The organism is Acidithiobacillus sp. IBUN Pt1247-S3 (assembly GCF_041146875.1).
In the GTDB taxonomy this organism is placed as follows: Bacteria; Pseudomonadota; Gammaproteobacteria; order Acidithiobacillales; family Acidithiobacillaceae; genus Igneacidithiobacillus.
In genome coordinates this window covers 32,176-58,272 of record NZ_JBFRXP010000014.1, presented here as the reverse complement: position 1 = coordinate 58,272, position 26,097 = coordinate 32,176, and the positions used below count along the sequence as shown (strand labels likewise).

Annotated in this window: 23 protein-coding genes and 1 tRNA gene; 16 read left to right on the top strand and 8 right to left on the bottom strand. The window is 52.3% G+C overall.

Features of this window, described 5'->3' with window-relative positions; all coding sequences use genetic code 11:
* Positions 1-20 precede the first annotated feature (20 nt).
* On the bottom strand, positions 21-1,289 hold the full coding sequence (locus tag AB4090_RS10635) for a hypothetical protein (RefSeq protein ID WP_369573855.1): 1,269 nt from the start codon (positions 1,287-1,289) through the stop codon (positions 21-23).
* A gap of 779 nt (positions 1,290-2,068) precedes the next feature.
* Here AB4090_RS10635 and AB4090_RS10630 point away from each other — a divergent pair.
* The 11 genes from AB4090_RS10630 to AB4090_RS10580 all read left to right on the top strand — a co-directional run bounded on the left by AB4090_RS10630 (position 2,069) and on the right by AB4090_RS10580 (position 12,914).
* Complete coding sequence (locus tag AB4090_RS10630; RefSeq protein ID WP_369573854.1) at positions 2,069-3,055, top strand: ABC transporter substrate-binding protein; 987 nt, start codon at positions 2,069-2,071, stop codon at positions 3,053-3,055.
* A gap of 2 nt (positions 3,056-3,057) precedes the next feature.
* On the top strand, positions 3,058-3,969 hold the full coding sequence (locus tag AB4090_RS10625) for an ABC transporter permease (RefSeq protein WP_369573853.1): 912 nt from the start codon (positions 3,058-3,060) through the stop codon (positions 3,967-3,969).
* Between the two features lie 113 nt (positions 3,970-4,082).
* Positions 4,083-4,829, top strand: coding sequence for an ABC transporter ATP-binding protein (locus AB4090_RS10620; protein ID WP_369573852.1), 747 nt, complete (start codon positions 4,083-4,085; stop codon positions 4,827-4,829).
* Between the two features lie 688 nt (positions 4,830-5,517).
* Positions 5,518-6,297: a hypothetical protein gene (locus tag AB4090_RS10615; RefSeq protein ID WP_369573851.1), complete on the top strand. Its 780-nt coding sequence runs from the start codon at positions 5,518-5,520 to the stop codon at positions 6,295-6,297.
* 1 nt (position 6,298) lies between these two features.
* Complete coding sequence (gene hydA / locus AB4090_RS10610; RefSeq protein ID WP_369573850.1) at positions 6,299-7,702, top strand: dihydropyrimidinase; 1,404 nt, start codon at positions 6,299-6,301, stop codon at positions 7,700-7,702.
* Positions 7,703-7,842: 140 nt separating this feature from the next.
* A complete protein-coding gene (locus AB4090_RS10605; RefSeq protein WP_369573849.1) occupies positions 7,843-8,586 on the top strand; it encodes a GntR family transcriptional regulator in 744 nt (247 codons plus the stop codon).
* Positions 8,583-9,320, top strand: a complete 738-nt coding sequence (locus tag AB4090_RS10600; protein WP_369573848.1) for an aspartate/glutamate racemase family protein — start codon at positions 8,583-8,585, stop codon at positions 9,318-9,320. The genes AB4090_RS10605 and AB4090_RS10600 overlap by 4 nt, the downstream gene beginning before the upstream one ends.
* Positions 9,317-10,231, top strand: coding sequence for an allantoinase PuuE (gene puuE / locus AB4090_RS10595; RefSeq protein ID WP_369573847.1), 915 nt, complete (start codon positions 9,317-9,319; stop codon positions 10,229-10,231). Before AB4090_RS10600 ends, puuE begins: the two co-directional genes overlap by 4 nt.
* A 22-nt stretch (positions 10,232-10,253) precedes the next feature.
* Positions 10,254-11,282, top strand: coding sequence for an allantoicase (gene alc / locus AB4090_RS10590; protein WP_369573846.1), 1,029 nt, complete (start codon positions 10,254-10,256; stop codon positions 11,280-11,282).
* Between the two features lie 17 nt (positions 11,283-11,299).
* Positions 11,300-11,776 (top strand): ureidoglycolate lyase, encoded by a 477-nt coding sequence (locus AB4090_RS10585; protein WP_369573845.1) that lies wholly within the window; start codon positions 11,300-11,302, stop codon positions 11,774-11,776.
* Positions 11,777-12,050: 274 nt separating this feature from the next.
* Positions 12,051-12,914, top strand: a complete 864-nt coding sequence (locus tag AB4090_RS10580) for a polysaccharide deacetylase family protein (protein WP_369573844.1) — start codon at positions 12,051-12,053, stop codon at positions 12,912-12,914.
* A gap of 140 nt (positions 12,915-13,054) precedes the next feature.
* On the opposite strand, the gene AB4090_RS10575 is transcribed toward AB4090_RS10580, so the two are convergent.
* The 5 genes from AB4090_RS10575 to hemA form a co-directional block, all read right to left on the bottom strand.
* Positions 13,055-14,923, bottom strand: a complete 1,869-nt coding sequence (locus AB4090_RS10575) for a dynamin family protein (protein ID WP_369573843.1) — start codon at positions 14,921-14,923, stop codon at positions 13,055-13,057.
* Positions 14,924-15,033: 110 nt separating this feature from the next.
* A complete protein-coding gene (mutM, locus tag AB4090_RS10570) occupies positions 15,034-15,846 on the bottom strand; it encodes a bifunctional DNA-formamidopyrimidine glycosylase/DNA-(apurinic or apyrimidinic site) lyase (protein WP_369573842.1) in 813 nt (270 codons plus the stop codon).
* Positions 15,839-16,699, bottom strand: coding sequence for a peptide chain release factor N(5)-glutamine methyltransferase (gene prmC / locus AB4090_RS10565; RefSeq protein ID WP_369573841.1), 861 nt, complete (start codon positions 16,697-16,699; stop codon positions 15,839-15,841). The genes mutM and prmC overlap by 8 nt, the downstream gene beginning before the upstream one ends.
* Entirely contained in the window at positions 16,689-17,786 is a 1,098-nt protein-coding gene (prfA, locus tag AB4090_RS10560; RefSeq protein ID WP_369573840.1) for a peptide chain release factor 1, read from the bottom strand. Before prfA ends, prmC begins: the two co-directional genes overlap by 11 nt.
* Positions 17,783-19,027 carry a glutamyl-tRNA reductase gene (hemA, locus tag AB4090_RS10555; protein ID WP_369573839.1) on the bottom strand — a complete coding sequence of 415 codons (1,245 nt, stop codon included), beginning with the start codon at positions 19,025-19,027 and terminating at the stop codon, positions 17,783-17,785. Before hemA ends, prfA begins: the two co-directional genes overlap by 4 nt.
* Here hemA and AB4090_RS10550 point away from each other — a divergent pair.
* The 5 genes from AB4090_RS10550 to AB4090_RS10530 all read left to right on the top strand — a co-directional run bounded on the left by AB4090_RS10550 (position 19,019) and on the right by AB4090_RS10530 (position 23,338).
* Positions 19,019-20,815, top strand: coding sequence for a tetratricopeptide repeat protein (locus AB4090_RS10550; protein WP_369573838.1), 1,797 nt, complete (start codon positions 19,019-19,021; stop codon positions 20,813-20,815). The two genes, hemA and AB4090_RS10550, sit on opposite strands and share 9 nt — an antisense overlap.
* Positions 20,812-21,426: a lipoprotein insertase outer membrane protein LolB gene (lolB, locus tag AB4090_RS10545; protein WP_369573837.1), complete on the top strand. Its 615-nt coding sequence runs from the start codon at positions 20,812-20,814 to the stop codon at positions 21,424-21,426. Before AB4090_RS10550 ends, lolB begins: the two co-directional genes overlap by 4 nt.
* Positions 21,423-22,286: a 4-(cytidine 5'-diphospho)-2-C-methyl-D-erythritol kinase gene (ispE, locus tag AB4090_RS10540; RefSeq protein WP_369573836.1), complete on the top strand. Its 864-nt coding sequence runs from the start codon at positions 21,423-21,425 to the stop codon at positions 22,284-22,286. Before lolB ends, ispE begins: the two co-directional genes overlap by 4 nt.
* Positions 22,277-22,351, top strand: a tRNA-Gln gene (locus AB4090_RS10535). Before ispE ends, AB4090_RS10535 begins: the two co-directional genes overlap by 10 nt.
* Positions 22,352-22,390: 39 nt before the next feature.
* Positions 22,391-23,338, top strand: a complete 948-nt coding sequence (locus AB4090_RS10530; protein WP_369573835.1) for a ribose-phosphate pyrophosphokinase — start codon at positions 22,391-22,393, stop codon at positions 23,336-23,338.
* Positions 23,339-23,353: 15 nt separating this feature from the next.
* Here the strand turns inward: AB4090_RS10530 and AB4090_RS10525 are convergent, their stop codons facing one another.
* Both AB4090_RS10525 and AB4090_RS10520 read right to left on the bottom strand, forming a co-directional pair.
* Positions 23,354-23,581 carry a hypothetical protein gene (locus AB4090_RS10525; protein ID WP_369573834.1) on the bottom strand — a complete coding sequence of 76 codons (228 nt, stop codon included), beginning with the start codon at positions 23,579-23,581 and terminating at the stop codon, positions 23,354-23,356.
* A gap of 8 nt (positions 23,582-23,589) precedes the next feature.
* Positions 23,590-26,073: a penicillin-binding protein 1A gene (locus AB4090_RS10520; RefSeq protein WP_369573833.1), complete on the bottom strand. Its 2,484-nt coding sequence runs from the start codon at positions 26,071-26,073 to the stop codon at positions 23,590-23,592.
* Positions 26,074-26,097: the final 24 nt, after the last annotated feature.

Sequence of the window (26,097 nt, the reverse complement as noted above, 5' to 3'; positions counted from 1 at the left end):
ATTTTGACCTCCATGTCGGTTCAGAATAGATATTGAACATCAAACTGCTCGAAATAAGCATCCCGACCACCTGGTGCTGCAGCTCCAGTATCAAAGCTCAGCAAGTTGGTTATGGAGAAGTTCTTAAGAACCTTGCTCAGATCTAAGTTCAGAATCCAATCAAGCTCCGTACTGTGCCCAACTACGGTATGGTAATCCGCGTAGCTCAAGTTGGTCGAAACATTCCACGGAGTTTGGTACGATGCGGCGACCTGATATGCGTGCCCGCCTCCTAGCTGTACTAAACCCACGATAACTGAGTTTGTATAGAGTGCGCCGATATTGTATGGGCTGACCACACCGCCGTTTAGGAACGAGCCAGGTTTTGGACTATTTTGGTTATAAGCCAACCCAATGCCTACTGGACCATACGCTAAGCCGGCTTTTGCGCCATACGTCACTGAGTCCACGTTCCCGAGAAATGAATGGCTACCATACTCGCGCAAGAACTGAGCATGCAGGTTTCCCTTCACATCACCAAAGCTATCGCTCGCGCCACCGCTAGCATAAAACATTTTTGCGAATCCATAAAAATCGTAGTACCAGAGGTTTGCATCGTAATCCCTTTTGTTATAAGTCGCGCCGAAAGCTAGAGTACCCGCTGTTGAAGGCGCGTAAGTTGGAAGTTTTCCGAACCCGCCATATAAAGAATCACCATCGTAAGTATTTGGGTAGTAATAGTTATCCGGGTAATACTGATTTGACGTTCGGCTCTGCCATTTAAACTCGCGCAACCCAATTAATCTTACACCTTTGTATGGCTGAATACGGGCGTAGACTGCCTGGTACGAGTCTGGGAGCAACATCGGATCATGACTGTGTAACCAGGGCATATTGTGTAGCATCTGGTCACCCGCACGAACTACGACTTTGTTGTGATAGTCAAACTGAACATAAGCTTGTCCTAACGAATTTATCGACGACTTGTCGCCCATCAATAGGGGATCATACGAGTTAGCTGTTTGGTTATATATTCCCAGATTGTGTGCCGTAAAAAAACTTAAGCCACCGGAAAAATAATTTAATAATGTCGGCGTTGTGACATTCAAAATCCCACCGACCGCAAATGCTCGCTGGTTTTCCGAGTCATTGTAAGCGTTGTAGAAATAAAACGATCGAAGAAAGCCATTGAATTTAAAACCGTCTACGACAGTGGGAGATGCACCGTAAATAGCACCGGTGAACGCGGATGCGTAGCAAGAGTAAGTGAGCAGCGCTAACGCGGACAGGGACAACACTGACTTTTTCATCTAGTTTTCCTCAACAGTTGGTGGTCTGACCCAATGGAAAGCAGGATCCGTGCCAACTATCGTCACCACCGGAGGCTGCACGCGCCAACCTTCGTAATGGCGGGATCCTGGATCGCACCTATCGCATTGTTTATAAGTGTGTTATGTCTGGAACAGCCACGACGACAAAAAGATTATGCGCTCTCTAGCGGTTTTTAAATTTTGCCATTATGACAGCTCCATAAATTTATATGTTGACCTAGCGTCACACCCTGTATTTTGGCCAGGTAGTGGCCGAAGAGGTTTGCACAACAACCACCGCACGATCGTATACTATCTTGTATACAATATGCACTATTATTGTACACTACTGCTCTTGGTTGGTGCGCCCTGCACTCTTGTAGTGCTGATTAATATATCCAAGCTAGTCGTTTTCTGACGTGCACAGCCTTCCGGGTTGAACTGGCGATCTGGCCATAGGAGCCCATGCTCCTCCGGCTCCAATCTGCGATGTGTAGGCCAAAACAACTCCCGTAGGACGGACATCGGATCTATGGGAAGAGAGTGAAATCGTTGCTTTTGTGAGCTCTCGCTGTAGTGTGAGTATGCACGTGACAACTCGACCGTGGCGGCCGAAACCCATCAAATCCGCTCTTGCAATATCTTCTTTACCTGTTGGGCGCGGCTTGGCCAGCGCATTTCAAATTCCAGTTATTGAACTGCTGACGTACCGCATCAGCTAATGGCATAGAATGTGCTTGTAGGGTTTCGAGACCTGACTATTAATTGGAGAGCACTTCGTGAATATCTCAAGACGAACCTTTATAACCAACATAGCTATCGCTGGTGTATCGCTTGCCTTACCGCCAATCGTATATGGTGCCACTCCGAAACCTAAGCTCACCGTTGGATTTCTGCAGGGCGCGAATTCTGTGGCGATCACCCTCCTAGGCCGGTTTATGCCAAACTACCAAGTTAGTTACAGGTCGTTTAGCGATATCTCAACAATCACAGCTGCGCTTACGGAGAATGATATTCAGGTGGCGCAGAACATATATACGGCGTTCCTTGGCATGGTTAGCAAGGGTCTCCCGGTCTCAGCCGTGTCCGGGCAATGCAACGGGGGTTCGGACCTCGTAGTCAGAAAGGATTTACTGATACCTCCCGGCTCTTGGCAAGACCTCAAGAAAGTGATTACAGAATATAAGGCAAAAGGAAAGCATTTTCGCATTGCCTCATTTTTTGGATCAGTTCAAGACATCGAGTTACGGCTATTGCTGGAAAAAATGGGAATAACAGTAAACGCCGATGTTCATTTGATTAACGTACCATATCCCGGTATGTCGCAAGCGATGGCGTCGGGTGCGGCCGAAGCTGCTGCTCCTGTCCAGCCGTTTGGCGTCGAAATGGAGCTATCAGGTTTAGCTTCCCATTTCGTTTATCCCTATGACCAGCCGGCCGGTGATTTAACCAATCTCGTACTTATGGCAGATCCATACATAAGTTCTTCACCCGCCGTCTTCAAGGACGTCGGTACCGGAATGATAGCGCTAACCGAATATCTTAAAACAACAGAAGGACAACACTTGTGGGGTCAAGTGGTGGCAAAATATTCTAACGTGTCTTCGAAAGCTATAGATCTAACATTGGAACAGTTAACCCCATCATACACTCTTCCTATCCAGAAGATGCTGAGCATGGGTGACGCTATGGCAAAATATGGATTTCTCGACAAGCCAATTAGTAAAGAGCAACTGCTCCAGCACATTCACTATGCCCCAGCATAACAATGGAAAGCGCGACCTTCGGAGGGATCGACTACGTGAACAGCGTTAACGTACAAGATGAAAAATTTTACAGTGGAAAGAGCATGTCTAAATGGTGGAGGCGGGCAGGACTCCGGGCTGCCAATGTCTCTCTAGGGCTAATTATTCCGAGCGTAATCTTAACAGTTTGGTTGCTCGATGGCTTTTTTCATTGGCTTCCTTCTGCACTGATCCCGACACCGCGTGAAATATTTATAGCCCTTGAAGTTTGGAGTGGTCACGGTGCGGAGCGGTATCATCAGCTTTTCTACTGGAATATGCTTGCGTCAGATACAAGTATAACTCTAATTCGGTTGAGTATCGGTTTCGTTCTGGCAGTGTTTATTGGAGTCGGCAGTGGCATAGCAATCGGCATGAGTCCGTTTGCCGACAATTTATTAACGCCGACATTTCGTGTTCTTGGACCAATTCCACCAATAACGATTTTCCCGCTAGCGATTATCTTGCTTGGGTTGGGATCACAAACCAATATTTTCTTAACTTTTTATGGTGCGTTTTTCCCAATTATGGCTGCGAGCGCCACAGCAGTCGCCAGCGTTCCTAGAGATTTTTTACGTGCAGGTAGAATGTTGGGATATAGTGGTTTTCATCGCATCATCTTAGTGGTCTTACCCAGCGCGCTTCCCGCAATCATTGGGAGTATTAGGCTAGGCTTAGGCTTGGCATGGATGATGGAGGTTACCTCTGAGATGATGGGTGTACACAGTGGTCTTGGCTATACGATGTGGAACGCGTATAATTATTTCGACTATTCAGAGGTTTATGCAGCCATGTTAGTGATTGGGTCTTGTGGCTTCGCAAGTGATTATATTGTAAGGCTAATTACCAAAAAGTCAGTCGCCTGGCATGAGCAGACAGGTGTAAGGGGTTCTTGATCAGTTAGTCAATGGCTAAAGCAGGCAGTCAAAATATAATTTATCTTAAATGCCGCAGAAGTCATCGTGAATGATATGCCATACATTGTACCACCCTGCCATCACGAGGGAATATGAGTTATATAGAGGTTAAAAATCTCAGCAAGCATTATCACAATGAAACTGAAAATATAATTTTTTCCAATCTTTCCATGTCGTTCGCGGAGAATAGGATAATTGTAGTGCTCGGAAAAAGCGGAGCTGGTAAAACAACACTCCTAAATTTGTTTGCGGGCTTTGAAAAACCGTCGTATGGTGAGATAAACGTCGCCGGGGAAACGGTTCTAAAGCCGTCTCCCAGTCGGGCGGTAGTATTTCAACAGCCTACACTTTTCCCCTGGAAATCTGTTCGTGACAACATTCTCACGGGGCTCCATCATAAATCGTTTGCGATGGCACGGAAACTGGATATTGTTATGTCAGCACTCGATGAAGTTGATTTGCGAAGCAGCGTTAATAATTATCCTCATCAATTATCCGGCGGCATGCAACAGCGCGTCGGCATCGCTCGCGCTCTCGTAATGTTACCTCAGCTACTATTAATGGATGAACCATTTTCTGCTCTAGATACAAGCGTAAGAAATAGTATGCAAGCGCTTGTAATTTCTCTTTGGAAAAAATATAAGCTTTCTATCCTTTTTATCACCCATTCAATTACAGAGGCAGTATCTATTTCGACAGATATCGTGATTATTAGAAAAGGTGCTAGCCCGGTGATATTGCAGAATTCACTCCCATATCCCAGGAATGAGTCGGATGGCGCGTTTGTAAGTTTGGAGCGGCACGTTTCGAGCTTGTTAGCACAGCAAATTGATCCGTGATTGTAAACATATTCATATGGGTCATATCCACGCCGACAAGACAGCTCTCATTATTCCGGGTGCGCTCAAGTATGAATTGCAACACTTCGCCCCGTGTCAGGCTATCCGGCCTTTTCTGTTGGTGTAAAGTGATAGTATCTGAGGGGCGCGTAGGAGAGATGAGGATGCGGTACGGTCGAGAGCCGAGAGGAGCCATTCTGAAGAAGGAAAAGCGAGGTAGGATAAGAGAGGCATGGGATTGCAGCGGGTAACAAAGGACTATACTGGCGAACATAGTTCCATAGGGCAGTTCACGTCCCACTGCACCTAGAGGTGAATCATGGAACTGGGTGCTATGTGTTTGGAGAATCACGCGACCGGGCAGCAAAGGTGGAGGCCTGCGATACAACACGTATGGAAGCGATTACACCTCAGTCTGGTTTTTACATGGCACCAGAGCCGGGGTCGAACATAGTAGATGTGCCAACAGGAATGGCACATTAGAATATTTATTTGAGAGGGACTAAAGAATTGATTGTTTCTAATATAACTAGCAACCAGAGTGAAACCGTTAAATCAAACGAATGGCGCGAAAATCTGGATCAGATAGAACGTACTAATGATATATGTTTCGATTATTTCGGCGTCCACTATTTGCGAAATCTCACGTACATGATATTTCGATTATCCGAAGGTAGGATACCGTCTTGTGAGCAACGTCGAACAGATTTATCGGCAATGCCGTCTGCTCATCGATGAACAAGTCCAAGGAGTTAGCCATATGGATACGAAGCGTCTCGATACACGATTGGAAGGTCTGCCTAGGTATATCGTAATAATTCCAACCACAAATATTTGGGTCGAACGATATATTCAAACGAGTGGAATTTCTACCAGAATTGATGTTCATATATTTAGGCTCCCGGTGTTATCCATATCTGATGAGGGTAGTGGATCAGATACATTCTCCCTCATTAACTTTGAAAATATATTAGACCACGCCTCCCTTATAAAACCGGACGTAGTCATATGGGCTGGGACATCGGGAAGCTGGCTAGGCTCAGATTTTGAGGAAGAACTACTCAAAAAAATAAGCGTCCGAGCCGGCGCACCAGCGATTGGCTGCTTCACTTCGCTGATCGCGGAATTAAAAGAGAAGGAGCTTGACAACATAGGATTATTTACCCCTTACATTACGCCTATACATAACCGTATAATTAAAAATATTAGCGCTCATGGCTTTGAAGTAACGGATTTAGGACATCTAGCTATTGAAGACAATTATAGTTTCAGTAACGTAACTTGCGAGCGCATATTAAGCGCGGCAAAGTCTAAGTTGTCAACATCGTTGCGATTAATTATTCCAATGTGTACGAATATGGTATCATGCGTAATGGATGAATATTTGGCAAGCCACCTCGCCTGTCATGTTTTAGACCCAACCGTCTGTGTTTTTGAAAGAGCGGCCAGATTTATCGCTAGGAGGTAACATGTCGTCGGGTAATGACAGGACTTTCGTGCTAAAGAATTGCACGTGTGTTACCGCTACTGATACCTTCCTATCAGATTTATGTATCCGAGGTGGTCTAATCACGGGAATCGGAACTGATCTCACCGGAGACGACGTATATGATGTGAACTATCGTGTGGTTACCCCAGGGGGAGTAGACGCCCACTGCCATATCGAGCAACCAGCAGATGATGGTGGCCGCCAAACGGTGGATGATTTCCCTTCAGCCACGGCTGCGGCCGCTCATGGCGGCACCACGACAATTATCCCGTTCGCCCTGCAACAACGCGGGCAGCGACTTCTTGACGCAATACGTCGGTATACGACACAGGTAGAATCTAGAAGCTACGTAGACTATGGGATACATTCTATCATTACTGATACTTGCAATGGTAATACGGTGAAAGATATTCCTGAGGCAATTAAGATGGGATATCCGTCATTCAAGATATATATGACTTACGATAGCTTGCGTATGAATGACTATGATATATTATCGTTAATAGAGGTTATCTCTGAGCACGGCGGATTGGCTATGATACACGCGGAAAATGCTGACTGCATAAGCTGGATGACTGATAGGTTGTTATCTCGTGGACTTAAGGCGCCGATATGTCATGCGCTCTCTCGCCCACCTCTTGTAGAGAGAGAAGCTGCCTATCGTGCGATTGTCTTAAGTGAGTTGGCTATGGCGCCAATTCTCCTTGTTCATGTGTCCGGCGGTAAAACGATTGATGTGATACGTGATGCAAAGCTTTCCGGAAAGCCGGTGTTTTCGGAGACCTGTCCTCAGTATCTTTTATTAACGTCAGCTGATCTCGGTAATGAGACTGAGCATAACGGAGGGGAGAAGTATGTGTGCAGTCCGCCTCCTCGTGACAAGGAATCTCAGGAATCACTATGGAATGCCATGCGCACCGGAGACATAAATATTGTTTCGTCAGACCATGTCGCATTCAATTACGAAAAGGGGGATAAAATTCAGGACGATTTCTCTACCGTTCCGAATGGCGTGCCTGGGCTTGAAACACGGTTGCCATTACTATACACGTATGGTGTCCAGGCAAACAAGATAACCCTCAACAAATTCGTCGATCTTACAGCCACTACACCAGCCAAAATCTACGGTTTATATCCCAAGAAAGGAACAATAGCTATTGGATCTGACGCAGATTTAGTCGTCTGGGATGAAAGAAATAGCGTTATCTCGTTCGCGGATCTTCACCAAAAAGTAAACTACACTCCGTATGAGGGGGTTCCGCTAAGAGTTTGGCCGGCAATTGTGATTTTGCGAGGGAAAATAATTATTTCGGATCGCTCCATTCGGAAAACTTATGGTGGCGCTTTCGTTCAGAGAAAGGGACTGGTGCTACCTTCTTACTAAGTCCAGGCTTATATGTCACGGTGTCTGTTTACCGTAACGCAGATCTGCATCGTTTTTACTTAAGAGGCGTTTCACGTAGCGTATGGCGATATTAAAAATTTTGGCCGCGTGTTTTCGATCCCGCGAGTGTTGTAATTGTAATGTCTATTGTATATATTTGTGCCATGGCAAACTCGCGAAATCACCGACTACTTGATAGACCCGAGCTCGATAGTGGGGCCGGAGACCGCGTCTATAACGAAATTGTGGATGCGATAGTTAGTCGCAAGGCATCCCCTGGCTACCCACTGCGTGAGGAGAAGCTTGCTGCCGTTTTCCAGGTCAGCAGGACCATTGTCCGCTCAGCTCTGCAACGACTCAGCATAGAGGGGTTGGTTGAAATCACGCGTTACGTTGGAGCGAAAGTTGCAGCTCCGGACCCTCTTGAAGCCAGGGACGTGTTTTTTGCGAGAAAAATGATTGAATCCTACTGTATCCCTACGGTTATATCCCGTATAACTCCTGAAGACATGACCGCTCTTAGGGAGATTGTTACGCACGAGACTTCCATTCAGCTAAGTGAGGAATTAAATCGTGATTCTATATCTCACTCTATTCACTTTCACCATGCGTTAATTGGGATCCTTAATAATCAGTCAATTTCATACTATTTATCCCAATTACTTGCGCGAACATCGCTAATTCTCTCTCTGTACGGTACAAGAGATAGCGTGGCATGCAGCCATCATGATCACTTGTTGAATCTGATTTCTGATAAAGAGGTATCCTCTGCGACACGCTGGGTTGAGGAACATCTCGATCATATTGAGAATTCGCTAGTTTTTATATCGGATTCTGACGGTCAAGAGGACTTGTACGAAATTTTTAGTAGGAGATTAAAATGAAGATTAATGTCATTAATCCTAATACCAGCAAACAGATGACTCGTTTAATTGGCGATATAGTTAATAAGTTTGCATCCCACGATACTATTGTGGAGGTCGTGTCCCCGACCGACGGGCCTATTTCGATCGAATCACATTTGGATGACGCGATTGCCGCTGCAAGTATTTTGGAACTCGTCGCGGTCGGTGAACAGCAGCGCGCAGACGGGCAGGTGATAGCATGTTTTGGCGATCCGGGTCTTCTCGCGGCGAGAGAGATATCATCAGGTCCAGTAGTTGGTATCGCTGAAGCAGCAATGCATGCTGCAACCCTTGTTGCGACACGATTTTCAATCGTCACGTCTATGGCTCGTACGGCTATACAGTCCGAGGAGCTCTTGGTCCGATATGGGTTTGAAAGACATTGCCGTAATATCCGATCCGTAAATGTTCCCGTCCTCGGGATTGCGCAAAATGGTTGTGATATCGTTGATCTGATCACACACGAATGCTATCGGTCTCGGGATGAGGATAATATTGGAGCGATTGTGCTCGGATGTTCGGCGCTGGGCCTGCACGCGGAGCGATTAACTATTGAGCTTGGAATTCCCGTCATAGACGGTGTACGTACAGCAATTTGTCTCATTGAAGCGATGGTGAAGTCGGGCTTAAAGACGAGTAAACATGGAGATTTAGCTCGTCCAACAAAGAAGGAGTTTTCCGGCCGTTATTCAGTATGGAATAGCATGTTATGAAGATTACGATTGAGGGAGAAAGAAATTTTATCGGTTATGGCTCGACGCCACCGCATGCCGACTGGCCGGGCAGGGCGCGCGTCGCTCTCCAGTTCGTCTTAAATTATGAAGAGGGTAGCGAACACTGTGTATTAGATGGGGATTCTAGGTCAGAGACTTTTCTATCGGAGGTTAGTCAAGCTCAGCCGTACAGCAGCCGTCATATGAGCGTCGAATCATCATTTGAGTATGGCTCTAGAGTTGGTATCTGGCGCGTATTGCGGGAATTTGAAAAGAGAAAATTGCCGCTAACAATATTTGCGGTTGCGCAAGCGTTAGCTCGCAACCAAGAAGTTGCGTCTGCACTCCGTACATCTATCCATGAAGTGGCATGCCATGGTTTGCGTTGGATAAGTTATCAAGAATTGCATAGTAGTGAAGAACGTTTACACATGCAGAAAGCTATTGGTATTTTTCAGGACTTACTAGGTTCCCGTCCTCTCGGCTGGTATACCGGTAGGGATAGCCCTAATACCAGAAAGTTAGTAATAGAAGAAGGCGGATTTGAATATGACTCTGATTACTATGGAGACGAACTGCCATTTTGGGTAATCGGTAACGGAGGAACGGAACAGAAACATTTGATAATCCCCTATACATTAGATGTAAACGATATGCGGTTTCTTCTGCCCAACGGGTTTGTTACTTCGGAGGAGTTTTTTCTCTATTTACGTGATACCTTTGATACGCTGTACGAAGAAGGAGGGGAATCTCCTAAACTAATGTCTGTGGGACTGCATGGTCGTATCATTGGCAAACCAGGTAGATTTATTGCATTAAAGAAATTCCTTGATTACATCGAAAAGAAGGATCGAGTATGGATTGCAAGACGCATTGATATCGCGAGACACTGGCGAGAATTTCATCCATAAGGCAAGTTATTTGTTATTTAGCATGAACGTGAGAGATTATCATATGGACGATGATGCAATTATATCGCGCGAATTTGAGCGCTTTTACAACGTCGCGGACTCGTCTCTTGGTGCGGCAGTCGTCGAGGTGACTGACGAGTTCTTTGGACGTTGCGAGAACCTTATTGCGCACGCACCACCGAAATTTGATCCTGATTTGTACGATGACCACGGTAAAGTCGTGGATGGGTGGGAGACTCGTCGCCGACGTGGCCCCGGTCATGATTATTGCGAAGTGAAATTGGCTGCGCTTACCTCCATCAAGTTTGTTGAAGTGGACACTCGGTTTTTCACTGGAAACTCCCCTCGCGGTATTATGATCGAGGGTAATATGTTTGGCTCAGAAGTTAATGCCTATGAATATAGCAATTGGTTTCCTATTGTCGATTATATGGAGATAGAACCAAATACAGTCGCCATCATCCCAGTGGACAAAGAAAGTATCTGTTCTCATGTCAAGTTGAATATTTTCCCAGACGGTGGCGTTGCTCGTTTGCGTGTTTATGGAGAAGTCAAGCGCTTTGCATTATCAGACTCTGCTGGCTCGACGGAGACGGATTTGGCATCCATGTTGAACGGCGCACAAGTTTTGGCGTGGAGCGACGCTCATTATGGACACCCGCGCAACATGTTGCTTCAGACAAAGCCAAGAAGTATGGCGGATGGATGGGAAACTAGACGACGTAGAGAGCCGGGATTTGATTGGTGTATCATTAAGCTAGGGCAAGCCGGATGCGTTGAGCGTATTGAGTTGGATACCACGCACTTTAAAGGTAATTATCCTGAGTCGTTCGAAGTATTGGGGGCTTACATAGATGTGCATAAAGGCAACAATGTTAGGTCGGATAGCATGTTTTGGACAACCCTGCTTCCACGGCAAGTGTTAGGTCCGGATCAAAAGCATTGTTACTGTAGTGAGGTAAAAGACCTTGGCACTTTGTCCCATGTGCGTTTGAACATTTTTCCAGATGGTGGCGTTAGCAGATTTCGCGCATACCAACTAAATCCATAGTTTCGATACGATATAGCATGTTTTCTATCTTAGCTGATCCGGTTACTGAAAAAATGTTCGCCCCGTATGGGCATATCATCGACATTGCTGGTCAAGACGCGCGTGAGATCAATCACGGATGTGCGTTACGAATTGGTTCCATCACCCGCATTGACGCAGAGGATGCTTGTGTCAACATTTATCGTACAAAAGCTAGTAGTTCAACTATACATGTAGAGGAATTGGAACGTCACCCGCGCGGCAGTCAATTATTTATGCCTTTGTTCAGACAGACGTTTATAGTCGTAGTTGCAGGGACAGAAGAGTATCCTAGTCGAGAATGCTTGCGTGCTTTTGTGTTTAGCGGTGGGAAAGGAGTTAATTTATTTCGCGGTGTGTGGCATCATTCATTAATTTCCTCCGATGGAGGGGATTTTCTCGTTGTGGAACATTGTAAGCCACAAACAAATATTGAGACTTTCGAGTTCTCCGAAACGCTGGAAGTCACTTGGTGAATAGGTATTTTATATTTCTGTGTTCCGCTAGGTAGTTGTTTTTTTGGGAGTCCGCGTATGGTAAGAAATTATGTTGCTGACACTTTTCTCCCCGATTTGTGCCAGGGCGGGTTTTGCTTTGGCACGCTGTGGCCGGATTGTGATCGCCATGGGAGTCAGTCAGCAATTCGGGAGCGCGCCGCCGCCCGTGTTGGAGGAACTAAAAACACTTCGGGTGCACGGGATTCGTGCAGTTTTTTGAGTTTGGGAAAGTACTAATGTTGGAGTTCTTACTATGAAGAAAAGTGGCACCTATAATGAACCTTCGGAAGACTATTTTTGTATATCAGTCGTTGTCAACTTTGAGGAAGGAGCAGAACTCTCTATTCTTAATGGAGACAGCGAAAATAATGCCAGCTATGACGGTATTGACAATATACCGGGAGAAGATCTATGTTTGCAATCCCACTATAATTATACCATAAATACCGGCATGGAACGTCTGATGAACGTTTTAGATGAGTTTAATATTTTCGCCACGATTAGCTCTTGCGGACTTGCAGTTGAAAAATATCCGGACATGGTCAACAACTGTTTCGTGAAAGGACACGAAATATCTGGCCATGGTTGGAGATGGGAGAGCCATTCCAATATGGATTATAATACAGAATTAACCAAAGTAGCGCGGACAAAAGACGCGATATTTAATGCCATAGGTTCTTATCCTTTAGGCTGGCACACCAGAAGCAGCTCGTCTACCAATACCAGAAGGATCCTTATGAACTCGGGCTTTCTCTATGATAGCGACGACTACTCTTCTGAAATACCATACAGGATTCAGGCGCCAGTTAAGTTCGTCGTCATACCGTACTCTTTTGAATGTAACGACATGCAATTTAAAGCAGGGATATTTTCATCTGGAAAATCGTTTTCTGAATACATAATACCCGCAATAAAGTATTTGCGAGATGAAGCTAACTCCAAAAGGCAGAGAAGACTTCTAACAATTGGATTGCATCCAAGAATTATTTCTCGACCCGGCAGGATTTATGGGTTAGTGGAAATCTTATCGTACATTAATAATAACAATATAAAAACTGCGCGTCGCGTAGATATAGCATCAGAGTTGCTAGCAGAGTTGAACGAAGGAGAGGGTTAAAATCTAGAGTAACTGCTGTAGAATCGCTTCTTTACCTTTCCGGACTGAACTGCATCATCCTCTCCAGTTTCCCCTCTATACTCTTGCTCTACATCGGTCGGGGGGAACAGATGGCCTGACAACAGGGGTGTCCATCTGAATCAAGTGAAAGTCGCGTCGAGGGCGTTATGCACCTGCGCGCCGACTCTCTCGAGTTCTACTAATTGGTCCTGCGTCGCAGCCCGCTGCGTCTGTAAGCGCAGTACCCGACTATCAATGCTATCCATGGCCTGAGAGATTCGTTCCAAGGCTTCAAGTTCCTCTGCCGCTTTTTGATGGTGAGTCTCGAGGTACTGATTCATGACCGCCATGACCTCGTCTACCCAGTTTTGCGCATCGCGACGAGTCTCAACAATATAGTCGCGTACTTTTCCTGCCACCGTCAAAAAAGCCTTGCGTACTACGGCACTTTGGGTATTTACGGCAATTTCCAACATCATGCCAAAGCGTTCGTAGTCTTCTGCCATGGCTAGTAATTCTGCGCGTCGCGGAAGAATGGCATAAGGAATGGTTCCCAGCGGCGGTAAAGAATAACGCTTCTGTAGCGCCGCATATTCTCTGGCAATTTCGCCATTGACCGTTTCGGCGCCAGCCAGTGCTATGTCAAATTGCCGCGTTGCTTCGGCGAAGAAGTTGCGAAAGCGATCGACGATTCCCGCAGTCGTCCAGGCCGAAAGCATCTCACCCTTGGCGTTGCTAATGATCAGATCAAAGGTGGCCGTGGAGAGGGGGGAGAGAAGGTGTTTTTGCACGGAATTCTGAAAGGCTAGTTTCTGCCCTTCGAAGGCTGCGCGATCGTGGTCGAACTGTGTCAAACGCTGTTGATGTTGTCGAATCAGCTTTGGAACTTTCTCGCCAGTACGCTCCTTGAGGTCGTGCAGACTTTGTATTTGTGTGACGAGTCGCTGGTCCTGCTCGGATAATAATGCTTGTTGATCTGCTAGGATGCGTTTTGCGAGAGGCCGACTTTTCTTTTCTAGCGATTCTCGGCGGCCGGGGATGATTAGTTCGGCGATGGCTTTTTCCAATTCCAGAATACCACTTCGCTGCAGCAGCTCCTCATTTCCTCGGATACGTCCTAGCAGGGCCTTCTGCCCACTAATCGGGATAATCTGTTGCCGCGAGATCCCCAGACGTTCGGCCGTGCGCTGCGCCTGGACTTCGATTTCTTCCTCGATCTCAAAGGGATCGCGCAACTCGTCCCACAGCGTGTCAACTTTATTCAGAAGAACGAGCTGACGCTGGTTCTGGTTGCGCTTGAGATACTGTTCCCAAATCACCATGTCGCTTTGCGTTACCCCAGTATCGATGCCCAGAATAAATAGCAGTGCATCGGCACCAGCGAGCATACTGAACGTCAATTCAGGCTCCGCACCGATGGCATTTAATCCTGGCGTATCCAGTACGGTCAGACCAGCATCGAGAATCGGATGGGGGAGAAAGAGCATGGAGTGTCGCCAACGCGGAATCAAAACTTTGCCTAGGCCACAGGATGGGCATACGGTGTTTTCACGACTTTTGGCGACCCGATTGAGTGGCGGGCAGAGACCAAGGCGCCTGGCTTCTTCGATAGTGACGCAAATGGTTTCTGTCAAAACTTTCAAGCGTTGGCCTCGGTTCGCCTCCTCCCCAAAATCCACACGCACCCAAGCGCTTCCTGCACGCTTAAGTTTCTCGATGCTGATGTCCATGCTGCGGCTCGCTATAGGCAACAGTTGAAGCCCAGGACGCCCTTGGGGTGCACCTCTGATTTCCACTGGGCACATGGTTGTTTGGCCCGTACTGGAGGGCAAAAAACGCTGCCCGAGATCGGCGAAAAGGAGGGCGTTGATCAGTTCGGTTTTGCCACGAGAAAACTCTCCCACCACCGCCAAGCGCAAATTGTCCTGTTCGACTTCAAAGGCGAGATTCTCAATGTGGAGAATGCTCCCGCCAGGAACTAGACCGAGATCTCCGGTGAGCTCAGCCATTTGATGCAGCGATTGCGCTACTTTCTCCCGCCAAAGGTGAAAAGATCGCAGACTTTGCAGGATCGGCGAACTGTTCAGTGAATTCGGCATATCGCTCCCTTTTGCTGCTTCTAGCGCTGACACTGCCCACAAAAAAATGACGAGCGTCCCCCGATACGTAAGCTCCGCAGCGGATTCCCGCAGCGCACACAGGGTTCATTCTCGCGTCCGTACACCGAGAGAGATAGTCGAAAATACCCCTTTTCGCCATCGGGGTGGGTAAAATCCCGCAGGGTAGTGCCGCCCTCGGCAATGGCCTTCTGCAATATCTCTACAATGGCTTCTGCCAGTCGTCGATAGCGGGGGAGAGCGACGCGCCCGGCCGTCCGGCGTGGGTCGATTCCAGCACGAAACAGAGATTCATTGGCGTAGATGTTGCCGACGCCAACCACAACATGCGAGTCCATCAGGAAGCTCTTGATGGCCTGATGGTGCCCACGACTGCGCGCGAAGAGATAATCGCCATCAAACCCGCTTCCCAGCGGTTCAGGTCCGAGACTTCGGAGCAACGGGTCGCTTGCCCAGTCCTCGCCCCATAGAAGCAGGCCAAAACGGCGGGGATCATGAAAGCGCAGGCAGTTGCCATCGTCCAGCACTAGGTCGATATGGTCATGACGTTGTACGGCAGTACCTTGCGGGAGAATGCGCAGGTGCCCGGACATGCCCAAGTGCAGCAAGATCTGCCCCTGATCGAGCTCGGCCACGAGATATTTTCCGCGCCGGCGCAGCTGGCGGATGCTTTGTCCCTGCAGGCGCGTTGCGAGATCACTATTCACCGGGCGGCGCAAACGCGACTCGCGCACCATCACCGCCACGATGCGTCGACCCACGAGATGTGGCTCGATACCTAGGCGCGTTACCTCTACCTCGGGTAATTCAGGCACAGTCCTTGCTCCAAACGGCGGTACTGACTCGCTTTCGGCCGGCAAGATCAGTCAAGGTGTCCACCTCTTGCCAGGCATGGCGCTGCAAGAGCCCGCGTACGGCTTGCGCTTGCTCGTGGCCATGCTCGAATCCTATGCGGGCACCCGGCTCCAGGTGTGGCGCAAGCCCGGCAAGAATGGCCTGATACGCTTCGAGTCCAGTTTCTCCTGCCACCAGGGCGGCGATGGGCTCTGCCGCAAGCTCCATCAGGTGCGGATCATTTGCCGCCAGGTAGGGCGGATTGCTTACGATCAAAGAAAAACGCTGTCCTGCGGGTAACGCGGTACACCAGTCCCCCGCGCACCAATGGATGTTTTGACCCAAGGCCGCGCCATTTTTATGAGCGAGGGCCAAGGCCGCGTTGCTACAATCCACGGCCCAATAGTCCAGGTCTGGCCGTGCCTGCGCCAAGGCGAGAATGATGGCGCCGGAACCGGTACCCAGATCGAGTACCGCGCCCTCCACAGGCAAATGCGCCAGGGCCCAGCGTACCAAGGTTTCGGTATCCGGGCGGGGGATCAGCACGCGTGGATCAACGCGCAAGTCGAGTTCCATAAAAGACCAGTGACCGAGGCAATAGGGGAGTGGTTCGCCGTCAAGACGACGCGCGAGCAGGGACAACAAGCGTGCCCGGCGCGCCTCCCCCAGGGGAGCCTGTGGGCTGCGCCATAGCTCCATGCTGCTTTCCAAGACATCTTCGAGAATCCAGCGTGCTTCCTGCGCCGGGGCGTCACCTTGCTGTGCCAGCTGGTCGGTAAGCCAAAGTAGCCAGTGCCGCAGGGAATCCTCGGCGGCCGGTATTTCAGGCATCATCACCCAGGTTTTGCAGGAGGTCGGCCTGGTGCTCACGCAGCAGAGCCTCGTAGAGAGGGTCCAGATCTCCGGCAAGAATGGCCTCCAGGCGATAGAGGGTAAGGTTGATGCGGTGATCGGTTACCCGCCCCTGGGGGAAATTGTACGTGCGAATACGCTCCGAGCGGTCGCCAGAGCCAACTAAGGAACGCCGCGCCGCAGCCGTAGCGCTCTGCTGCTTTTCCTGCGCCATCTCCATCAAGCGCGCTTGCAAGAGGGACATGGCCTTGGCGCGATTCTTGTGTTGCGAGCGATCTTCCTGACAGGTTACCACCAGTCCTGAGGGAAGATGGGTGATGCGTACGGCCGAGTCGGTCTTGTTGATGTGCTGCCCACCGGCGCCACTGGCGCGGTAGGTATCAATGCGCAACTCGCTGTTTTGGATCTCTATTCCTTCGATCTCGTCCACTTCGGGCAAGACCGCCACGGTGCACGCGGAGGTGTGGATGCGCCCCTGGGCTTCGGTATCCGGCACCCGCTGCACCCGATGTCCGCCGGACTCAAATTTGAAGCGGGAATAGGCCCCGTGCCCGGAAATTTCCAATACCACCTCGCGGTACCCACCGCGCTCAGATTCCGAGGCTGAGAGAATCGTTACGCCAAAGCCCTTGCTCTCCGCGTAACGGGTGTACATGCGCGCTAGGTCACCGGCAAACAGCGCCGCTTCGTCGCCACCGGTGCCGGCCCGGACCTCCAGAAAGACATTGCGCTCGTCCTGCGGGTCCTTGGGTAGTAGGCGCAGGCGCAATTCCGCTTCCAGTTCAGCAAGTTCGCTTTCCGCCGCAGTCAGCTCCTCGCTGGCCATGGCGCGCAGCTCCGCGTCGCTTTCCTCCCGCAAAATGCTCTGGGCATCCTCATATTCTGTCTGCCGCCGCTCCTGGCGGGCGAGAAGGTCCCGCAGGGGCTGAACCTCGCCCAACTCGCGTGACAAGCTTTGATACTGCTGTGGGTCCTGAAGAATCTCGGGACTCGCCAGGCGATGTTCAAGTTCTTCGGCACGCAGGCGCAACTGCTCGAGTTGGCCCGCCAGACGGGGGCTGAGAGTCATCCTTCGGCGTCGCTGAGATGGAAAAGGATGTCGAGGGAGGCGACCAAGGCCTCACTGGTTGCCTCTTGGCAGGGTTGGCGCAAGGTAGAAATGGGGTCATGCAGCACTTTGTTCATAAGCGCCTTGGAAAAGGCATCGAGTACCGACTCAGGATCCTGCCCTTGCTGCAGATAGTGAAGAAAACGCTGCAACTCCAATTGCCGTGCCTGCTCTACGTGCTCGCGCAGGCGACGAATGGCAGGGACTACCTCCAGACTATCGCGCCAGTGTTGGAAGCCTTCTGCCTCTTGCGCGATGATCTGTTCCGCCTCCTTTGCCGCTTCCCGCCGCGCCTGCACTCCGGCCTGCGCGATGTCATTGAGATCATCGATGGTATAGAGGTAACAATCGTCGAGATCGCCAATGCCAGGATCAATGTCGCGGGGTACAGCGAGATCGAGCAGAAGCAAGCCGCCGCGCTCGCGTGGCAGGCCTTGTTGTACCTCTGCGGAACGCAGAATTGCCTGCGGGCTGGCAGTACAGCTTAGTACCAGATCTACGTGTGGCAGCAGGGCCGCCGCCTCTTCCAGGGGGTAAGCTTGTCCATCCAGCCGATTGGCCAGCACGCGCGCGCGCTCGGGGCTACGATTGGCGACGTGAAAGCCATCCAGCTCATGCTCGCGCAGATGGGTGGCCACTAGTTCGATGGTTTCTCCGGCGCCGATCAGCAATACCCGTTTACCCTGCAACGAGCCTAATAATTGACGCGCCAGGGTTACGGCGGCGTAAGCGACACTCACCGGCGCCGAGCCAATGGCGGTTTCGGTGCGTACTTGTTTGGCAACGCGGAAGGCCCAGTGCAACAGACGATTGAGGACGGGGCCGGTGCTGTCGATGTCTGCCGCAACCTGGTAGGCGTCTTTCACCTGCCCGAGGATCTGTGGTTCGCCAATGATCATGGAATCCAGGCCGCAAACCACACGAAACAGGTGCTGCACTGCAGCGGCATCCTGAAAGGCAAAGCTGTTCCCGGTCAGGAGCTCCGCATCGATGCCATGAAACTTGGCCAACCAGTGTTGTAAGCGACTCTCTTGTGGTCCCGGACCGCCATAGGTGTAAATTTCTGTGCGGTTACAGGTAGAAATGATCAGGGCTTCCTTGGCCAGGTTTTGGGCAAGGAGATCCCGGTGTGCCGCCGCCAGTTGGTCTGGCGCAAATGCGACTTTTTCACGCACCTCGATGGGCGCGCTGTAATGACTCAAACCGTAGCAAAAAATGGCGGCACCATCCGTAACATTGGGGCACTGACTTCACCGGCGCATTGTCCGCAAGGCTTGCCTGGATTGCAAGCCGCCGAGGCTGGCGCTATTGTCAGCGCATTGCATAGGACAGGGAATTGCATGGGCGGGAAGGCTTGGAGGTGTTGGGCAGGTTTGATCTTGCTCGGTTTGGCATCCATGGCCGAGGCCAGCGTCCAGTTGACAGGAGAAGATCTGTACTATCTCCTCAGCGCGGAATTTGCCACGCAGAAGCATGACCCCGAAATCGCCATTCCGGCCTGGAAACATAGCGTCGATCAGCTCCCCACGGCAGCGGTGCTCGCGGCAGCAAGCAAGGCCGCCGCCCAGCTTGGTGACCTCTCCCAAGCCCTGCGTTGGGCTAAACGCTGGCATGAGCTGGCGCCGGAAGATAGCGAATCGGCCCGCTTCGAAGCGGGACTACTCCTTGCCGATGGCCAGGAACCGGCCGCTATCGATCTGCTGCAGGCCACACTGGCACGCTTTCCCGAGGACGAGCGCGTCAGCAGCGAGTTGGCGGAGCTGCTGGCGCAACATGGCCGCTTTGGTGATGCCGAGCGCCTCCTCCATACGGTGATACAAAACCATCCAGATTCTGCCGCGGCGCAGCTCACCCTGGGTCGGCTCGCACTCTTGCAAAAACACCCGCGCCGCGCTGCAGAAGCCTTTGCCAAGGCGCTACAACTTCGCCCAGACTGGGAAGAGGCGGTCGTCCTCTATGCCGAAAGCCTACGCCAGCAGGGCAGCTCCTTGGCTGCCTTACAAACGGTGCAAGACTTTTGTGCCGCCCATCCTAGTGCCACAGATGCGCGCGCTTATCTTGCCAAGCTCTACCTCAATTTGGGCGGGCAGACCCAAGCCTACCGCGTTTTGCAACAACTGAGTCTGTTGCGCCCGGACGAACCGAAGATCTGGGATCAACTTCTGCTGCTGGCGATTGGCGAAAGCGATTGGACGGGCGCGCAACAGGCGCTGGAGCATTTGCGCGAGTTGAGCCCGCATTCGCCGCTGAACTCTTACTACCAGGGGCGTATTGCCGAAGCTCGCAAAGACTGGCCAAAGGCCCGGGAGGCTTACGAAAAGCTGGCCGGTACGCCGTTGGCAGATGAGGCACAGTTACGCATGGCGCAAACCTACTACGCCCAGGGACACAAGAACCAGGCCCTGTTGGAACTGCAGAAGCTGCAGGCGCGACATCCTGATGATGCACAAATCCCTCTCTTGCGTGCGCAATTGCTGCAAGAGGAGGCCGAATATGGCATGGCCGCACAGATACTCGATCAAGCCCTGGAACAGCACCCCCGCGATCCCGCCCTGTGGTATGCGCGGGGCATCGTAGCTGAGCAGCAGAAGGATTATGCAGGGATGGACAAAGCCATGCGTATCGTCATCGATCTGCGTCCGGACGATGCGCAAGCTTACAACTTTCTCGGCTATAGCCTGCTCGAACGCCACAAACAGCTGCCCGAAGCGGGGGCATATCTCGAAAAAGCTATCCAAATCGCGCCGGAAGACCCCAATATTCAGGACAGCATAGGCTGGTATTACCACCTGCAGGGCGACCAGAAGAAGGCCCTATACTATCTGCAAAAGGCGCATGCACAGATGGGGGACGAGCCAGAGCTGCTCAACCACCTGGGCCGCGTCCTTTGGCAAATGGGGCAGCAGAAGGAGGCACGCGCCCTCTGGCAGCGCGGTCTTAAAAAACATCCCGACAGTCGCCAGTTGCAAGAGGCCTTGCTGCACCCATGAAAACGATGATTGTGCGTGCTTGGGCTGCTTTGGTAGTTCCCGCACTGCTCCTGCTGAGCGCCTGCGCCCAGCTGCCGCCGCCGAGCAATGTGCATCTCCTGCTTCCGGCTGAGCAGCGGGCACAGGTGCTTGCCTCCGTACAACGGTGGACGGCCACCGGGCAGGCCTCCTTACGCAGCCCACGCGGTAGCCAGAGTTTTGGCTTTGTCTGGCAGCAACAGCCACACGGGGAACGGCTTAGCATCCTTGGCCCCCTTGGCAACACCGTTGCCGAGCTGCGGGATACGGGTCAGCAGGCATCGTTGTTGGAGGCCAATGGCAAGAAACTGACGGCGAGTAACATGAGCGTCTTGCTTGAACGCGTACTGGGCGTCGCATTGCCGGTGCAGGAGCTCCCCGGCTGGCTGCTGGGCATTCCCCCAGCCGGGCAAGTCAGCAGCTATGATGCCGCAGGTTGGCCCGATCGGGTACACTGGGGCGCTTGGCAACTGCAGTACTTGCGCTACGAGGCCGTGGGTGGTCTGCGCATGCCAGCGCTATTGCAAGCCACCGGGCCGAGCGGCATACAATTGCGTATCGCGGTCAGCAACTGGCAGTTGGGGCAATCATGACCGAGATCTGGTACCCCGCTCCAGCCAAACTCAATCTCATGTTGCGTATCGTCGGCCAACGCGCCGACGGCTATCACCTGCTGCAAAGCGTCTTTCAGTTTCTCGATCTGCAGGATGAGCTGCATTTTACCTCCGCCCCCGCGGGCGTGTTTCGCTCTTTTGGTGGGCCAGAGGGTCTGGCGCCAGAGAGGGAGCTGACCCTGCGCGCTGCGCGTCTCCTGGCCGAGCACTGTGGTATCCGCGAAGGCGTCGAGATCACCTTGCGCAAGCGTTTGCCCGAAGGCGGCGGCGTGGGTGGAGGGTCTTCCGACGCCGCCAGTACCCTGCTGGTGCTCAATCATCTCTGGAGTTGCGCCTTGTCACGTGCGGAGTTGCTCGCTCTCGGCACTACCTTGGGCGCCGATGTTCCGATTTTTTTATTTGGCCAGAGCGCCTGGGCGGAAGGCATTGGCGAGCTACTGCAGCCGATGCCGCCGATCCCGGAGCGCCGCTATCTGCTCGTGCATCCTGGCGTCTCCGTCGCCACAGCAGAAATTTTTCGTGCCCCTGAATTGACACGCCAACACCCGCCCAGCACAATAACGGCGTTTTTGGGGGGGGAGCAGGAGAATACCCTGGAGCCCCTGGTTCGGCATCGTTATCCAGTCATTGCAGAATGCATTGATTGGTTGCGCGTGCAGGGCCTGCGGAATGCAAAGTTGACGGGCAGTGGTGCCTGTTGCTTCGCCGAGCTTCCAGAAGAGATGGCCAGTGATGTCCTTCTCGCCCGACTACCGTCCCAATGGCGCGGCTGGTCGGTGCGTGGGCGCAATCGCCACCCGCTTCTCGACCTCCTCCCGGAAATCCCTGCTGGGGCGTAGCCAAGCGGTAAGGCACCGGATTTTGATTCCGGCATTCCCAGGTTCGAATCCTGGCGCCCCAGCCATTTTATTTTTGCGGACAGTGCAGAGGGACCCATCCTTTCATGTCTCACGGTAACCTGATGGTATTTAGCGGGAATGCCAACCCCGCCCTGGCAGCACAAATCGTAAAATTCCTCCAGATCCCTCTGGGACGCGCCGAAGTCAGCCGCTTTAGCGACGGAGAGGTCTTCGTCGAGATCCTGGAGAACGTCCGCGGTCATGACGTCTTCGTCCTGCAGCCGACCTGTGCCCCCACGAATGATCATCTCATGGAATTGTTGACCATGATCGATGCCCTGAAGCGCGCTTCCGCCAACCGCATTACCGCGGTGATGCCTTACTTTGGCTATGCGCGGCAGGATCGCAAATCCCGTGCGCGTACCGCCATCACGGCCAAGCTGGTAGCCGATCTGGTCACTACGGCCGGTGCACACCGCGTCCTGACCATGGACCTGCATGCCGATCAAATTCAGGGCTTTTTTGACGTTCCCGTCGACAATATCTACGCCTCGCCCATTTTGCTCGGCGACATCTGGCGGCAGAATCCAGAAAATCTCATGGTGGTGTCGCCCGACGTTGGTGGTGTGGTGCGCGCGCGCGCCATCGCCAAGCGTCTGGAAGTCGACCTCGCCATCATCGACAAGCGACGTCCGCGACCCAACGAATCGGTGGTCATGAACATCATCGGTGAGGTGGAGGGGCGCAGTTGCGTGCTGGTGGACGACATGGTGGATACCGCCAATACCCTCTGTGAGGCGGCCCATGCCCTAAAGAAGCGCGGGGCGCTGCGGGTGAGTGCCTACTGCACGCATCCAGTCCTTTCGGGCAAGGCCATTGAGCGCATCAGCGGCTCTGCGCTGGATGAACTGGTGGTAACAGATACCATCCCTCTCAGCAGTGAGGGCAAAGCCTGTGACAAGATTCGCGTGCTCTCGGTTGCCGAACTCTTCGCCGAAACCATCCGCCGCATTGCCGAGGAAGATTCCGTCAGCTCCCTTTTTATGGACTGACGATGTGGACTGAAGTCAGGAATACGGTGCCGCTTGACCATCTATGGTCTTGCGCTCGGGCAACTGCGGTACGGGCTGTGTGGCTTGGCCATCGATCACCGTCAACGGGTGCGGGTCGGGTTGGTCAACACCATTCACTAGCCAGGCATGCACAAAAAAATAGGCAATGACTGCCAAAATAATGATCGACAGCGCCCAAACCCAGGCATGGCCGCTATTACCTTCGCCACTCTCTTCACTCATTCCCACTCCTAAAAAATCTTCATCAGTGCGTGCACGAAGCTCTGCTCTTCGCTCTGCTGCTGCGTTTTGGCCTTGGGCGGTAGATAACCCGCCAGAAAGTACCCTAATTTGCTGGTGGAGCCTGCATCTGGACCCGGATCCGCCAGGGTGCCAGTGCGCGGATTATAGTTTGCGGTGACCACATCTGGCGGCATAAAAAAGCCATTGTCCGGCATGCCTTTCAATGCCGTTCCCATGTAACGTATCCAGATGGGCAAGGCCTCGCGCGCGCCCGCTGCCCAAGTTCCCATCGTGTGGTTATCGTCGTAGCCCACCCATACCGAGGTCGTGATCTGCGGGTTGAAACCATTGAACCAGGCATTTTCCTCGGCATTGGTGGTGCCCGTTTTGCCCGCCAGATCGTGCCGGTGCAGGATCTGCGCCGCGACGCCGGTGCCCACGCGAATCACCTTTTCCATCATCCGCGTCATCAGGTAAGCAACCCCCGGGGGAATGATCGTCTGCTTGGCGGGTGCTTGATAGGCCAAGGGGCAGTGCAAGAGCGCTACTTGCGTGCCAGTCGCGGTGACGACCTTACGAATGAGGTAGGGGTGGGGCAAGAAACCGCCGCTGGAGAAGGTGGCATAGGCGCGGGCCATTTGCAGGGGGCTGAAGTCGCCAGCACCAAGGACCATGGACGGGGTCGCGGGTACTTGTGTGGCCGGAAAGCCAAAGCGCTGCACATAGGTTTTCGCATAGGGAATGCCAACATCCATGAGCAAGCGCACGCTCGGCACGTTATGCGAATCGGCGAGGTCTTCCCAGATGGGAAAGGGCACGTTGGAAAAGGTACGGCTGTAGTTGGTGGGTGCGTAGATTTGCCCGTCCGCCAGATGGATGACGAGCGGGGTGTCGGCAATCAACGACACTGGGGTGTAGTAGCCTTTATGGCCACTGGCGAGCAGGGTGGAGGCGTCGATGGCTGAGGAATAGACAAAAGGTTTGAACCCGGACCCCGGTTGTCGAAAGGAGTACAGGGCGCGGTCAAAATGACTGAGCTCATAACTGAAGCCACCCACTAGGGCGAGGATGGCGCCGCTATGGCTATTTAGGGAAACCAGTGCCCCTTGCACGTGGGGAATCTGCGCCAACTGCCAGCCGCCGTGGGTGACGTCGTGCCACACCTTGGTACCCCAGACGGGGTTTCCCGTTCCCTCGGTAGCCGCCGATACGTAATGCCGCACCCAGATGAGGTCGCCCGGCGCCACGACTTGATCCACAGCGGTCGGGCGTTGACCGTTGGGGCGCAAGCGCGCCCAGGCAATCGCCTTGAGGGTTAGATGGCCCTGGCGTTGCCCCTCGATTTTGATCTGCGCCTGTTGTGCATCTACTTTTTCCACCACCGCCCAACGGAGATTGGCAGGGTCATAGTCCGGCAACATGGGTGGACGCTGCCCCTGAAGGGCGGCCTGGAGCATCTGGCCACGTAGTTGGGCGATAGGACCGCGCCAGGCCTTGGGATCCATGCTATCGAGACCCATTCCGTAGTTTTCCAGGCCCACGGCCATGTCTTGGCTGGCCGCACGTTGGTCGCGGGGGTCGATACTGGTGTAGACGCGCAAGCCACTGCGATAGGTGAAGTCTGGCCCGAAGTGCTTCTCTAGCCAAGTGCGGATCCAGTCGGTGACATAGGGCGCCAAATTGCTCGCCGGGGCGTGGTAGCGGGCGCGAATGGGCTCAGCAATGGCCCGTTGCGCGGCAGCCTCACTGACGAACCCAAGCTTCGCCATGCGCCGCAGCACATAGTCACGGCGGGTTTTGGCGGAGGCTGGCGAGGCAATAGGGTTGAAGGCCGATGGTGCAGCGGGCAAGCCCGCTAATGTTGCCATCTCTCCCAGGCTGAGTTGCCCAACGGGTTTGCCATAATAGGTCTCCGCCGCCGCCTGCACGCCATAGGCACCTTCGCCCAGATAAATCTTGTTGACGTAGAGATCCAGGATCTGCGCACGATCTAGGTGATTCGCCAATTTGTAAGCAAGCAGTATCTCCGCCACCTTACGGGTGATGGTCTTTTTGGGGGTAAGATAAAAATTGCGCGCCACCTGTTCGGTGATGGTGCTCGCCCCTTGTACCGGCCCCCAATGGATCAGATCCACCCAGGCGGCGCGGATGATTCCGGGAAAACTGACCGGATAGTAGATCGGGTTATGGCTATAAAAATTGGAATTTTCAGCAGCGATGAAGGCCTCTTGCAAGTGCTTGGGTACTTGTTGCAAAGGTAGCGCATAGCGCAATTGTGGGCCGATCACCTGCAGCAGCTCACCGTTGTTGGCATATATGCGCAGGGGTTCGGCGGGATGCCAGTGTTGCAGCTCATGCACCGGTGGCAGTTCTTCCCAGATGCGCCAGGTCCAGAAACCGATGGCGACGGTGGCATCCAACAGCACGAAGAGGACAACAAAGGCCAGCCAAAACCGCCAGCTGCGATGGCGGAAAGAGGTAGACATCGACATCGATCAGGCCGTGTAGCAGCGTAA